Annotated in this window: 9 protein-coding genes; all 9 read left to right on the top strand. The window is 43.4% G+C overall.

Annotated features, from left to right (window positions below):
- The first annotated feature begins 5 nt into the window (after positions 1-5).
- Complete coding sequence (locus AN393_RS04315; RefSeq protein ID WP_055017432.1) at positions 6-2,159, top strand: FAD-dependent oxidoreductase; 2,154 nt, start codon at positions 6-8, stop codon at positions 2,157-2,159.
- 1 nt (position 2,160) lies between these two features.
- Positions 2,161-2,967 carry a DUF547 domain-containing protein gene (locus AN393_RS04310; RefSeq protein WP_055017431.1) on the top strand — a complete coding sequence of 269 codons (807 nt, stop codon included), beginning with the start codon at positions 2,161-2,163 and terminating at the stop codon, positions 2,965-2,967.
- The gene (locus tag AN393_RS04305; RefSeq protein WP_055017430.1) at positions 2,954-4,231 is read left to right on the top strand and encodes an ABC transporter substrate-binding protein; all 1,278 of its coding nucleotides are present in this window, start codon (positions 2,954-2,956) and stop codon (positions 4,229-4,231) included. The genes AN393_RS04310 and AN393_RS04305 overlap by 14 nt, the downstream gene beginning before the upstream one ends.
- The gene (locus AN393_RS04300) at positions 4,228-5,982 is read left to right on the top strand and encodes an ABC transporter permease (protein ID WP_055017429.1); all 1,755 of its coding nucleotides are present in this window, start codon (positions 4,228-4,230) and stop codon (positions 5,980-5,982) included. The genes AN393_RS04305 and AN393_RS04300 overlap by 4 nt, the downstream gene beginning before the upstream one ends.
- A gap of 22 nt (positions 5,983-6,004) precedes the next feature.
- Complete coding sequence (locus tag AN393_RS04295; RefSeq protein WP_055017428.1) at positions 6,005-6,643, top strand: ATP-binding cassette domain-containing protein; 639 nt, start codon at positions 6,005-6,007, stop codon at positions 6,641-6,643.
- Positions 6,644-6,665: 22 nt separating this feature from the next.
- Complete coding sequence (locus AN393_RS04290; protein ID WP_055017427.1) at positions 6,666-7,310, top strand: CDP-alcohol phosphatidyltransferase family protein; 645 nt, start codon at positions 6,666-6,668, stop codon at positions 7,308-7,310.
- Positions 7,303-8,094 (top strand): sterol desaturase family protein, encoded by a 792-nt coding sequence (locus AN393_RS04285; RefSeq protein WP_055014497.1) that lies wholly within the window; start codon positions 7,303-7,305, stop codon positions 8,092-8,094. The genes AN393_RS04290 and AN393_RS04285 overlap by 8 nt, the downstream gene beginning before the upstream one ends.
- 402 nt (positions 8,095-8,496) lie before the next feature.
- Entirely contained in the window at positions 8,497-11,157 is a 2,661-nt protein-coding gene (locus tag AN393_RS04280) for a glycoside hydrolase family 16 protein (protein WP_055017426.1), read from the top strand.
- Between the two features lie 66 nt (positions 11,158-11,223).
- Complete coding sequence (locus tag AN393_RS04275; RefSeq protein WP_055017425.1) at positions 11,224-14,157, top strand: TonB-dependent receptor; 2,934 nt, start codon at positions 11,224-11,226, stop codon at positions 14,155-14,157.
- The last annotated feature ends 15 nt before the right edge of the window (positions 14,158-14,172 follow it).

Genomic DNA, 14,172 nt, shown 5'->3' with positions numbered 1-14,172 from the left:
AGAACATGATAAAAAAACTATTTTTGATATTGATTGCAGCGGTCGTAATAGGCATGTTCTTTCACTTTAATTTACACCAGTTACTTACGCTTGAAGGCTTAAAAGGCTCTATGGAGCAATTTAACCAATATAAAGAACAATCACCATTATTGGTTTTTGGGGGCTTCTTTTTATTATACGTAGTGGTAACGGCTCTTTCTTTACCGGGTGCGGCTATATTAACACTGGCCGCAGGTGCGTTATTTGGCTTAGTTGAAGGCTTATTGGTTGCATCGTTTGCCTCTACGGTAGGTGCTACACTTGCCTTTTTAGTATCGCGTTACTTACTGCGCGATACAATTAAACAACGTTTTCCTGAGCGCCTAGACGCTATTGACGCAGGCGTTGAAAAAGAAGGTGGCTTTTACTTATTTACGCTTAGGCTAGTGCCAGTATTTCCGTTCTTTTTAATTAACTTATTGATGGGTGTTACTGCAATTAAAGCGTGGACCTTTTACTGGGTAAGCCAAGTAGGCATGCTGGCGGGTACATTTGTATTTGTAAACGCAGGTACGCAACTTGCGCAAATTGAAAGCTTATCTGGCATTTTATCGCTCGATCTTATTTTGTCGTTCGCTTTATTGGGTGTGTTCCCATTTATTGCTAAAGGAATCCTAAACGTGTTTAAAAAACGTCGCGTATACAAAAATTACACTAAGCCTAAAAAGTTCGACCGCAACATGATTGTTATTGGCGCTGGAGCTGGCGGCTTAGTAACAAGCTACATTGCAGCAGCCGTTAAAGCCAAAGTAACCCTAATTGAAGCCGGCGAAATGGGCGGCGACTGTTTAAACTATGGGTGTGTGCCAAGTAAAGCCGTTATTAAAAGTGCTAAAATTGCTGAGCAAATTCGCCACGGGGAACACTACGGCCTTGAAAACGCGACGCCGCAGTTTTCGTTTAAAAAAGTAATGGCACGTGTACATAAAGTTATTGCCGACATAGCCCCACACGATAGCGTTGAGCGTTACACAAACTTAGGTGTAGATGTGGTTAAAGGCTACGGTAAATTATTAGACCCGTGGACTGTTGAAATTAAACTTAACGATGGCGGCACGCAAACGTTAACTGCTCGTACAATTGTTATTGCAACCGGCGCACGCCCATTTGTACCTCCACTTCCTGGTATTGAAGAAACAGGCTATGTAACAAGCGATACGTTATGGACTAAATTTGCTGAGCTAGATGAAGCCCCTAAAAAACTGGTTGTACTTGGCGGCGGCCCAATTGGGTGCGAACTTGCTCAAAGCTTTGCACGTTTAGGCTCAAGCGTTACGCAAATTGAAATGGCTGAACGCATTATGATCAAAGAAGACCTAGAAGTGTCTACCTTTGCTCACGAAGCGCTTACCGAAAGTGGCGTAAACATTTTAACCTCGCATCAGGCACTGCGCTGTGAAGCACGCGATGGTAAAAAGTTCATTGTGGCAAAACATAACGATACCGAAATCGATATTGAATACGACGAGCTCCTATGTGCTGTTGGCCGAAGCGCTCGTCTTAAAGGGTACGGCCTTGAAGAGCTTGGCATAGAAACTAATCGCACTGTAGTCACTAACGAATACCTAGAAACGCTCTACCCTAACATTTTTGCGGCAGGCGATATTGTAGGCCCGTATCAATTTACGCATGTAGCCGCTCATCAGGGCTGGTACGCAGCAGTAAATGGCTTATTTGGTAACCTTAAAAAGTTTAAAGTCGATTACCGTGTTATTCCATGGACCACATTTATTGACCCTGAAGTAGCACGTGTTGGCTTAAACGAACAAGACGCTATTGATAAAGGCATAGATTATGAAATCACTCGCTTTGAATTTGAAGAGCTAGACCGCGCCATTACCGACAGCGCAACAAAAGGCTTTATAAAAGTAATTACCCCTAGGGGTAAAGACAAAATACTCGGTGTTACTGTGGTCTCTGAGCACGCTGGCGATTTAATTGCTGAGTTTGTACTGGCAATGAAACACGGTTTAGGCCTTAACAAAATACTGGGCACTATTCACAGCTACCCTACGTGGGCTGAAGGTAATAAGTACGCAGCGGGTGAGTGGAAACGCGCTCACGCACCTGAAAAAGTACTTAACATGCTTGAAAAATACCACACATGGCGCAGAGGCTAATATGTTTAAAACACCTTTAAAAGCGCTCTTGTTAGGGTCTGCTTTGCTTGCAACATCGTTTGCGAGCAATGCCCAAAACATGCACGACAGCTGGAATGCGTTATTAAACAATCATGTTGTAGCTATTAATCATGACCACAGCACAGAGGTTGATTATGCAGCAATTAAAGCTAAGCACAGCGAGCTTAAAACCTATTTAGATTCGTTATCGGCGGTTACGCAAAATGAGTTTGATAAATGGGAAAAACCAAAGCAGCTGGCGTTTTTAATCAACGCATATAACGCCTTTACTGTTGAGCTTATATTAACAAAATACCCAAACCTTAAATCGATTAAAGATTTAGGCAGTTTTTTTAGCTCACCATGGAGCAAAGAGTTTGTGCCATTACTTGGTAAAACTCGCAGCCTTGATGATATAGAGCATGGTTTAATACGTGGCAGTGGTAAATACAACGACCCACGTATTCACTTTGCTGTAAATTGTGCAAGTATTGGCTGCCCTGCACTTCGTGAAGAAGCGTATACTGCTGATACATTAGAAGCACAACTACAAGAGCAAACGGTACGTTTTTTATCAGACACAACCCGTAATATAGCGCAAGACAACACGCTCAGTGTGTCTTCAATATTTAAGTGGTACGGCGATGATTTTGAACAAGGTTTTAAAGGTGCAAACACATTGCAGCAGTTTTTTTTGCAACACCCTAAAGCACTTAACTTAACCCCTGCACAGCAAATAGCCCTTAAAAACGATAACATGAAGATTAAGTTTTTAGATTACAGCTGGGATTTAAATGCTCGCCAATAAATTATGGCAAACATTATCGCGATACAGCGTGTGCTGTGTCGCGTTTTGCATTTGCCTAGTTATTAGCTTTAAAAGCCTAGCAAGTACACAATTACAAAGCCGTTGGCAGCAAGTTGAAAGCTTAGGTAAAAACCAAAGCGTGTATTTTTATGCGTGGGGCGGTGATGCGCAAATAAATGCGTATATCCAATGGGCTGCAAAACAAGTAAAAGCTAAATACAACATTAACTTAGTACACGTAAAGCTCAGTGATACCAGCGAAGCTGTAAGCCGCGTACTGGCCGAAAAATCAGCAAATAATAACGATAAAGGCAGCGTAGATTTAATTTGGATAAACGGTGCTAACTTTTCCACCATGAGCGAGCACTCATTATTACTTAAACAATGGGCTAATAAGCTGCCTAATTTTAGCTACACCGACCCTAGCAATAACCCTGCGGTTAATTTTGATTTTGGAATACCCACTAATGGAATGGAAGCCCCTTGGGGCCAAGCTTCGCTCACCTTTTACTACGACAGTTTAGCAATTGACGGCACTGCCAATAACACACTACCCACAACCTTAAACCAATTGCTTAGCTGGAGCGCACAAAACCCAGGGCGCTTTAGTTACCCCAAACCCCCTGATTTTTTAGGCATGAGCTTTTTAAAATACGCGCTTGTTATGCTACATCAACAAAGTGATGACACACTTAAAGCGCAGTTAAATCAGCCTGCTACAGCTAAAAACACAGCCCAAATATTAAGTCCATTATGGGACTTTTTAAATAAGCTGCACCCAACACTTTGGCACGGTGGCAAACACTTTATGCAAAGTGGCGCGCAAATGCGCCGTTTAGTAGGCGACACCGAGCTAAGCATCGCGTTTACGTTTTCTGCGCCCGAAGTACCTGCCGCCGTTAAACGTTATGATTTACCAAAAAGTATTCGCAGTTATGCAATGCAAGATGGCAGTTTAAGTAACACCCACTTTGTGGCTATTCCTTATAATGCTAGCCACCATCAAGGTGCGCAGTTAGTGGCTAATTTTTTATTAAGCCCAGAGGCGCAAGCTCAAAAACAAAAAGCGCATGTATGGGGCGATAAAACAGTACTTATTCAATCAACGCTAACACCACAGCAACAAGCCTTATTTAAAACAACGCAACCACACCCAAGCGCGCTGCCTTTAAATAGTATTAAACGCACGCTTAGCGAGCCACACCCAAGCTGGGTAAACGCTATTATGCAAGGGTGGCAAGCGCGTTATGGAGTAAGCCAATGAGCGTTATTTCAAAAAGTGTAGCTGTAAATACTAAAGCAACAACGCATTGCAGCACTGATATGTTCACCCGCATTGTAAAATTAAGCCCACGCTTTTTACTGGCATTGCTAATTTTGCCTGTAATAGGCGGTTTAATCAGCGTGCTATTGCCCGCTTTTGGCTATGCACCGGTACTTGAGCATACAACGTTTGGCCTACATGGCTTTACTATGCTTATGCAAACACCCGGCCTAACACATATGGTGATGCTAAGTGTTGGCAGCGGATTAATAAGTACCTTACTTGCCTTTGTCATTACGTTAATGATTTTAGCGGCATTTTTTAATAGCCCGTGGCTTAACCGTATTCAACGTTTACTGAGCCCAATATTGGTAATACCCCACGCGGCAGCGGCTATAGCCGTTGGTTTTTTAATTGCTCCTTCGGGTATGATCTCGCGTTTAGTATCGCCGTGGTTAAGTGGTTGGGAGCTTGCCCCTAACGGAATGTTTCCGCATGACTCGTTTGGCATTAGTATAATTTTAGGGCTAACGCTTAAAGAGCTGCCTTTTTTACTGTTAATGGCGCTAGGTGTGCTTGCCCAACCTGAGCTTGGCAAAAAGCTGCGCCAGCAACATAAAGTAGCGCTTAATTTAGGCTACTGCCCTATGACTGCTTTTTTTAAAGTAATATTACCAAGCCTTTATCCATTACTGCGCCTACCCATTTTAGCCGTATTGGCTTATGCCAGCGCAAGTGTAGAAATGCCTCTTATTCTAGGGCCAAATACCCCGCCAACACTTGCCGTGGCGATTATGCACTGGTTTAACGATGTAGATTTAAACCTGCGTATTAAAGCGTCTGCTGGGGCGTTATTGCAGCTTGTGCTTACTGCTGGATTGTTAGCATTTTGGCTTAGCGGCGAAAAAGCGATAAAAGCATTATTTAATGATTTACTCACCAATGGCGAGCGAGAATACGGCGGCATTTATTGGCAAAAAATAACGACCGTCCTTACAGTATTTGTAATTAGCTTTATATTGCTCTCGTTAATTGGCTTGATTATGTGGTCTGTCGCTGGTTTTTGGCGCTTTCCGGCGGCTTTGCCTGAGCAGCTTACGCTACTTCACTTTAAAAGCGCGCTAATGCAAATGCAAAGCCCGCTTTTTAATACCCTTGCTGTAGGGTTAGTAACAACGTTATTTGCCATTATAATTACGCTTTTGTGCTTAGAGTCAGAGCAATTAAGTGCAAAACCCATGTCGCGCTTTACCAGTTTAATTATTTATTTACCGCTGCTTGTACCAAGTATTGCGTTTTTATTTGGCCTGGTGTGGCTGCAACAATTAGTCAATAACCAAGCTGCGTTTTTTAATGTAGTATTTACCCATTTATTGTTTGTACTACCGTATGTGTTTTTATCGCTTGCGAGCAGTTATAGGCGATTAGACCCTCGCTTTGCTCAAGTAGCAGCAAGCCTTGGCGCAACACCCTGCAAAGTGTTTTTACACGTAAAATTACCCCAGTTATTTGCCCCTATTTTAATTGCGGCCGCACTTGGTTTGGCCATTAGTTTTGGCCAATATTTACCGACTCTTTTAGCCGGTGGCGGGCGCATAGCAACCATAACAACCGAAGCGGTTACCCTTGCTAATGGCGCAAGTAGGCGCACCAGTGCTGTGTATGCCATTATGCAAATGGCATTGCCACTCTTTGGCTTTATACTGGCGTGGGTGTTACCTAAGTATTTTTTTAAAAGCGCACAACGCTAACCCATAAATTAAAAGGTTTTTAATGCAGTCATCTTTAGAGATTAAAAATTGTGAGCTTTATCGTCAAAACGAGCAATTACTTAGTTTAAACGAGCAAGTAAAAGGCGGCGAAATACTCACCATTATGGGGCCATCAGGCAGTGGTAAATCGAGTTTATTAAATTGGCTTACAGGCACATTACCCAGCGGCTTTAGCGCAAATGGTGAAGTGTGGCTTAACGGCAAAAACATTAATAACTTACCTACTCATTTACGTCATATAGGCGTGCTTTACCAAGACGCGTTATTATTTTCGCATTTGTCGGTAAGCGATAACATTGCCTTTGCTATGCCTAAAGGCAATAAAAAAAAGCGCCTCGAAAAAATAGAGCACGCGCTTGAACAAGTAGGATTAAAAGGCATGGCTAATCGCCACCCCGACAACCTCTCTGGTGGGCAACAAGCCCGCGTTGCTTTACTGCGTATGCTATTGAGCGAGCCAAAAGCTATTTTGCTTGATGAGCCCTTTAGCAAACTCGATACCCAATTAAGAGTAGATACCCGCGAGTTGGTATTTAGCCAAATACGTGAGCACAAACTGCCCGCTATTATGGTCACCCACGATCATAGCGATGCAGAGGCCGCAAACGGCAAACAGATCACTTTAAATTTAGCCAAATAAGTAAAAGCACAAGGCAACGAGCATGTTAGATAAATACATCACCCCAGTTATAAAGCCACTGTTAACTCCGGTTGTAGCGTTAATCCACAAGCGCGGTATAACGCCCGACCAACTCACTGTGGCAGGCTTTTTAATAGGGCTATTAGCTGTGCCATTAATTGCATATGAAATGTGGTACGCAGCGTTAGCGGCTATTGCTTTAAATCGTATTTTAGATGGGCTAGATGGTGCATTGGCACGATATGCAAATTTAAGTTCAAGCGCTGGCGGTTTTTTAGATATTACCCTCGACTTTTTATTTTACGCGGCAATTCCGCTTGGCTTTATTTTGGCAAACCCCGAGCAAAACGCGATTGCAGGTGCGGTATTATTGGCCACCTTTATAGGCACTGGCTCAAGCTTTTTAGCCTTTGCCATTGCAGCCGAAAAATTTAAGCTCGATAAGCCCCAGTTTAAATACAAAAGCTTTTACTATTTAAATGGCTTAACCGAAGGCACAGAAACCATAGCGCTGTTTATTGCTTTTTGTATTTGGCCGCAGCACTTTGCCATAATGGCGAGTATTTTTGCCACTGCATGCGCTATTACCATTTTTACACGTATACATGGTGGGTATAACACGTTAAAACGCCAAGAAGCTGATGAGGTTACACAAGCCAATGAGTAATGAAATTTGGTGGCGACTAGGATTCTTTTTTAGCATTTTGGTTATTATGATGCTGCTAGAATCGCGCATGCCTGCACGTAAATCACCTATAAAAAATAACACCCGATGGTTTGCTAATTTTGGGCTGGTGTTTGCTTCATCATTAATTGCGCGCTTAAGTGTGCCAATAGGCTTAACTGCCGTCGCGCTTTATAACCAAGAGCACGGTATCGGTTTATTTAATCAAATAGCCATACCAAGTAGTGTTGCTATTATTTTAAGCATATTACTGCTTGATATACTTATTTATTGGCAGCACCGGCTATTTCACCAGGTGCCTATTTTGTGGCGCTTGCACCGTGTACACCACGCCGATGCGCACGTAGATACCAGCACAGGTTTGCGTTTTCACCCTATCGAAATTGTGCTCAGCATAGTTATAAAATTGATTGCCGTTACCGCTTTGGGTGTACCCGCTATTGCTGTATTAATATTTGAAATAGCACTTAACGGTTTAGCGCTGTTTAACCACGCAAATATACGCTTACCACAAGCTATAGAAAAACCACTTCGATTAATTTTAATGACCCAAATACTGCATCGTATTCACCATAGCCAACGTGTTAGCGAAACCAATTCAAACTACGGATTTAGCGTTATTTGGTGGGACAAACTGTTTGGTAGTTACAAAAATGAAGCGCAAAAAGCCGATAACAACATCGATATTGGCTTAAAAGAATACCCAAGCCAAAAACAAAATGCCTCCCTTTGGGCGTTGCTCATTATGCCTTTTAAAAATAACTAGCCTGTAGCTATATTTTACCTGCTTACACACCGTAAGCAGGTGAAATAACGCAATATAATCTTACAAATGTACCGATTAAAAACCAGCTAATGACTCTCTTACTCCGCTAAGTGCGCTTTAAAAATGTTGTATACTAGCTGACCAAAAAACCTAGAGTAAAAATACAACCCCATGATTAAACTACTATTTTAATAAATAGCCGGCTTGGTAAACTGGTCTTACCGTAAACTAAATGTAAATAAAACTCACAAATATGTTGACCATTTACGTAGTGCGCAATATTATTTGTAAGCGCTTACAAAACACATGGCGAATGTAAGCGCTTACAAAAAATAAATAGAGTTCTTTTAAATAAGTTTAAACACACATTCTGACAACAATCTGTGAAACCGGGGTTCAGCTATGAACATTGAAAAAACACACATTGCTCGCTTACTGGCTGCTATTTCATTAGCATCTTTAGCAGGCTGTGGTGGCGACTCTGCCACAACATCTAATTTTGAAAATATCGACGCTTCTGAGCCAGTTTCAGATTGGCAATTAGTTTGGAGCGACGAGTTTGAAGGCTCAGCCATTGATACTAACAAATGGAACTTTGAATTAAACTGCGATGGCGGTGGTAACAACGAAAAACAATGTTACACCGACAGCGAAGAAAACGCCTTTATACAAGACGGTGTGTTAAACATTGTTGCCCTACCAGCGACAGAAGGCGCTGAAAAGCCCTACACCTCTGCGCGTTTAAATACCCGCTATAATGCTGATTTTACTTATGGCCGCTTTGAAGTACGTGCAAAGCTACCTTCGGGGCAAGGCAGCTGGCCTGCATTTTGGATGTTACCAACCGATGAAGAATACGGTACATGGCCACGCTCAGGCGAAATTGATGTTTTAGAATCAGTAAACCTAAAAACTGCTGACGAAGATGGCGGTGTTGAATCAAGCATTCATGGAACATTGCACTATGGCCGTGCATGGCCAGATAACAGCTACACAGGCCAAGAATATAAATTTCCGGAAGATAGCAACCCAGCAGATGATTTTCATACTTACGCAGTAGAATGGCAAGAAGGTGAAATACGCTGGTACGTTGATGGCTACCTATACGCCACACAGCGCCAATCAGAAGTACGCACTAATGCCAATGGCGAAGCGGTAGGCCTTGCTCACCGCGGTTGGTTTGCAGAATATTTCGAACAAGGCTCTGGGGAGCTTGAAACCCACTGGGATAGCGCACCTTACGATAAAGACTTTCACTTATTGTTAAATTTAGCCGTAGGCGGCGACTGGCCGGAAAATGTAAATGAGTTAGGCGTAGATGCCAGCGCATTTGAAAACGGTCAAACGTTTGCAATTGACTACGTACGCGTTTATCAATGTGCATCAAACCCAGATACCGGCAAAGGGTGTGAAACTATTCGCCCAGGTTACGATAGCCTAGACGATGCCCTGCTAGAGGGCGAAGCGCCTATTCCTAGCCCGCCATCTACCGGTATTGCGACCCCATTAACTATTTTTGGCGACAGCTTTAACCCTAACTGGCCAGCATGGGATTGTTGTGGTGGCTCTACACCTGCAATTGTAAGTGATGAAGTACAAGGCGACGTTGTTGAATTTACAATAGGCAGCGAGCCTACAGTAGTTGGTTTTATTAGCCGCGATGCGTTTATTACTGACGAAAACGGCGCTGCAACGCCTTTTGATGCATCACCTATGCTAGAAGAAGGCTACGTACGCTTTAAAATGAAAGTAACAAGCGCACCAAGCGTGCCAGACACACCTTGGTTTGTAAAACTTGAAAGCACAGAAGCCTCAACCGATGCAGATATGCCGCTTACAAGTAGTGTTGAAGGCCAAGCACCTGTAGTGGGTCAGTGGCAAACCTACACATTTTTACTTTCTGACCTTGCTGACTTAGATTTGGACGTAAGTGCAATTGACGTACTTATGGTATTTCCTGAGTGGGGCACGGGCGAAGGCGCAACCTTTCTAATTGACGACGTTGAAATTACACAAGACAACCTAGGCGCATCATCAGAGCTAACCATTTTTGAAGATGAGCAAAACCTAGCATGGCCAATGTGGGATTGTTGTGGCGGCTCAACACCTGTTGAAGCAATGGACGATGAAGAACACGGTTTAACTGCCGAGTTTAGTATTGGTGCAGAGCCTACAGTTATGGGCTTTAACAGCCGTACTGAAGCAGGTGGTGCAGGTGAATCATTTGATGCTAGCAGCATTTTAGATGAAGGCGTTATTCAGTTTGACCTAAAAGTAACATCTACTCCAAGCGACCCTGCTACACCGTGGTTATTTAAAGTAGAAGCAAATGGCGCAACATCGTTTGCAGAGCTTGAACTAACGCAAAGTGTTGAAGGTGTAGCGCCAGTAACTGGCGAGTGGCAAACTTATACATTTAAGTTATCAGATCTCGCAGGTGCAGGCCTTGATGTAAGTGCAATTGATGTACTTATGATTTTTCCGGCATGGGGCGCAGGTGAAGGCGCGGTTTACCGTGTAGATAACGTTAAAATTTACAACCCTAATGCAGCGCCATTTGCCTCTGGTGAACTAAACGTATTTACAGATACAGTCGCCGATCAGTGGAGTATTTGGGATTGCTGTGGCGGCTCTACACCGACTACAGAAACCGACGATGATCAGCACGGCGCAGTGGCACAGTTTAGCATTGGTGCAACACCTACTGTAATGGGCTTTTTAGCCGATGAAGACGTATCGTTTGATGCATCAGCCCTGTTAGAAAATGGCGTTGTACAGTTTGATTTAAAAGTAATAACAGCACCCTCAAATGTAGATGCTCAATGGTTATTTAAAATCGAATCAATTGGCGCTTCAAGCGCAGTAGAGCTGGCATTAAATCAAAGCGTTGAAGGGCAAACACCGGTTACAGGTGAGTGGCAAACATACACCTTCCCTATTGGGCAACTGTTTGATGCGGGCCTAGATATTAGCGCTATAAACGTGATCATGGTTTTTCCTACGTGGGATATGGGCAACGGCGCACTATACCGCATAGATAACGTGATTATCGCGAATCCATAAAAACACACTACAATAGGCGCATGGCGCCTATTGCTACACAACAACATTTTATAAAGCAGAGCTATTATGAACACATTCAATTTTAAAAAGAGCCAACTTGCGGCTTCTGTGTCTCTTATCATTGCTGCGAGCACGTTAAATACGGCTATTGCCGCCGAAGCAGACACAGCAGCATCTCCTGATGTAGAAGTTATTGAAGTAAAAGGTATTCGTGGTTCACTTATTCGTTCTATGGATATGAAGCGAGACTCATCGGGCGTAGTAGATGCCATTTCAGCAGAAGAAATGGGTAAATTTCCAGACACCAACTTAGCAGAATCATTACAACGCATTACCGGTGTATCGGTGAGTCGTGCAAACGGTGAAGGTAGCCAAATTACCGTACGTGGTTTTGGCCCAGAGTTTAACTTAATTACGTTAAACGGCCGCCAAATGCCAGGCACAGGTTATACGCGCTCGTACAACCTTGAAAACATTGCTTCTGAAGGCGTAAGTGCTTTAGAAGTATTTAAAACAGCGCGCGCCGATGTACCAAGCGGTGGTTTAGGTGCTACGGTAAACATTTCTACTGCGCGCCCTTTTCAAAAGCCAGGTCAAAATTTTTCAGCCACAGTTAAAGCAAATCACGACTCATCAAACGAAGCTGGTGATGATGTAACGCCTGAGCTTTCTGCTGTTTATAGCAACACATTTGCAGATGACAGATTTGGTTTTGGTTTTTCGTTTTCGCACCAAGAACGCGACTTTCAAAAACAACGCGCCAATATCCAAGGTTGGCAAGCCAATGTTGATTTACCTGAATTAGATAGCAGTAACGTTGTTGATAACCGTACAGACCCATCAGGTAACTACTACTTCCCTAAAGACATGAACTACTCTATTGAAGATGTAGAGCGTGAACGTACTAACGGCCAAGTTACTTTTCAATTTGAACCGGTTGATGGCTTTGTAGCCACACTTGATTACACAGCAAGTAAAGCGGTTACGGGATCCGAAAGTATTGGCTGGGGTATTTGGAACGACTTTGGTAGCAATATTAATGGCTACGAGCTTGATGAAAACGGCACCGCTGTTTATGCCGATATTAGCGGTAATGATGCCTCGTTTACAGCCAACAAAGGCACCACAGAAGTAAAAGCACGCTCTATTGGTTTAAACCTAGAGTGGGAAATTAACGACACATGGCACGTTGAGCTTGATTACCATGACTCTAAAAATGAAACCGATAACGGCGCCGACAGCGGGCTAGGTAGCACTGGCCAAGTTATTTTAGGCTCTGATCAGCTTGCTAATAAAATTTATGATTACCGCACAGGCGAAATCCCAAGTGCTCAAGTTAACTGGTTAAACGGCACAAGCGAATTAACGCCAGGCGAAATTGACTCTAACTTTAGCCAATTTACGCACTCGCCGGGTGAATCAAATATTGAGCAGTTGCAACTACACACCACGTGGTACAACGAAAACTTTGATATTGGCCTGGTTAAAGTAAAATTTGGTGCATCACGCACTGAGCAAAACACCGGCGGTTACACTGCATGGAGTGGCTTAGTGGGTGGCCCTGGTTTTAACCCATCGTACACAGAAATATTCCCAGACAGCATGTTTACTCGCCAGGATACATCAGGCCTTTTAGATCAATTTGATGGCGGCGGCAGCGACTTACAACCAAGCTACTACTACACCTTTGATTTTGATGAAGCCGTAGCTCGCCAAATGGCTTATTTAACAGCAGATGTAACCGGTGGCGATGCATACGCAGCCAACGCTTACATGGATGGTATTGATAGCGAAAGCTACGTAGAAGAAATCACAAACAGCTTTTATATTCAATCAAGCTGGGAGTTTGACGTAAGCGATTACTACGTAAAAGTAAACGCAGGTCTACGCTACGAACAAACAGATGTGACCAGCACAGTACGCCAACGTGTTGAAGAGCAAGTAAACTGGATCAGCGCATCAGAGTGGATAATGCAATATGCAGCCGGCGGCGATGATAACTTCTTAGAGCAGCAAGGCGATTACGACATACTATTACCGTCAATCGATGTAAGTGTTGATTTAACCGAAGACGTTGTAGCCCGTGTTTCATGGGGTAAAACTATGTCGCGTGCACCACTGGGTGATTTAGCCGGTGGCCGTAGCTTAACAGGCAGCCCAAAACCAGGCTCGCGCACGGGTAGCCAAGGTAATACAAACTTACTACCGTTTGAATCAACCAATCTCGACTTATCACTAGAGTATTACTACGCAGAAGGCAGCTATGCCTCTGTTGGTTACTTTAAAAAAGACGTAGATAACTTTATTCAAACCACCATTACGCAAACCACAATTGAAGGCCTATACGACATTTTAAACGGCCCGCGTTACTTACAAGCTGTGAGCGACATTGAATCGCGCGGCGAGCAAGCAACTACCGACGCAATTTTTGCGCAAATGATTAGCAATGGTTATGGCAATGCCAATGGCGTTATTGAGCCAAATAGCGATGACCCACTTATGGTATGGAACATAAGCCAGCCACAAAACACCGACAGCAAATCGGTAGATGGTTTTGAAGTGGCTGTTCAGCACTTAATTGGCGAAACCGGCTTTGGTGTAGGTGTTAACGCCACGTTTGTAGATGGCGATGTAGAATTTGATAGCGAAAGCCTAGACCAACAAGCGCCGCTTACAGGTTTAAGTGACTCTGCTAACTTTCAAGGCTTTTACGAAAAAGACGGCCTATCAATCAAAATCACTTACGCATGGCGCGACTCGTACTTAATTGGTGTTGGCCAAGCACAAGGCTCAGCCGATGCACCACCGCAATATGCTAAAGCCTACGGCCAATGGGATATGAGCGTAAACTACGATGTAAACGAAAACGTAACCGTATTTTTTGATGGCATAAACTTAAATAATGCCACCGAAGAAGGCTACGGCCGTTACGAAGAGCAGTTTTTATTTGCTAATCAGTACGGCCCACGCTACTCAATTGGTGCCCGTTACACGTTTTAAACTATTCCCTAGTTA

The sequence above is a fragment of the Pseudoalteromonas sp. P1-25 genome, assembly GCF_001401805.1.
GTDB lineage: Bacteria > Pseudomonadota > Gammaproteobacteria > Enterobacterales > Alteromonadaceae > Pseudoalteromonas.
This window is presented reverse-complemented; position numbering and strand designations above follow the sequence as displayed.

Excerpts from the sequence above, each read along its gene's own strand:
- AN393_RS04315 (WP_055017432.1), top strand. The coding sequence starts at position 6 with ATGATAAAAAAACTATTTTTGATATTGATTGCAGCGGTCGTAATAGGC.
- AN393_RS04310 (WP_055017431.1), top strand. The coding sequence starts at position 2,161 with ATGTTTAAAACACCTTTAAAAGCGCTCTTGTTAGGGTCTGCTTTGCTT.
- AN393_RS04305 (WP_055017430.1), top strand. The coding sequence starts at position 2,954 with ATGCTCGCCAATAAATTATGGCAAACATTATCGCGATACAGCGTGTGC.
- AN393_RS04300 (WP_055017429.1), top strand. The coding sequence starts at position 4,228 with ATGAGCGTTATTTCAAAAAGTGTAGCTGTAAATACTAAAGCAACAACG.
- AN393_RS04295 (WP_055017428.1), top strand. The coding sequence starts at position 6,005 with ATGCAGTCATCTTTAGAGATTAAAAATTGTGAGCTTTATCGTCAAAAC.
- AN393_RS04290 (WP_055017427.1), top strand. The coding sequence starts at position 6,666 with ATGTTAGATAAATACATCACCCCAGTTATAAAGCCACTGTTAACTCCG.
- AN393_RS04285 (WP_055014497.1), top strand. The coding sequence starts at position 7,303 with ATGAGTAATGAAATTTGGTGGCGACTAGGATTCTTTTTTAGCATTTTG.
- AN393_RS04280 (WP_055017426.1), top strand. The coding sequence starts at position 8,497 with ATGAACATTGAAAAAACACACATTGCTCGCTTACTGGCTGCTATTTCA.
- AN393_RS04275 (WP_055017425.1), top strand. The coding sequence starts at position 11,224 with ATGAACACATTCAATTTTAAAAAGAGCCAACTTGCGGCTTCTGTGTCT.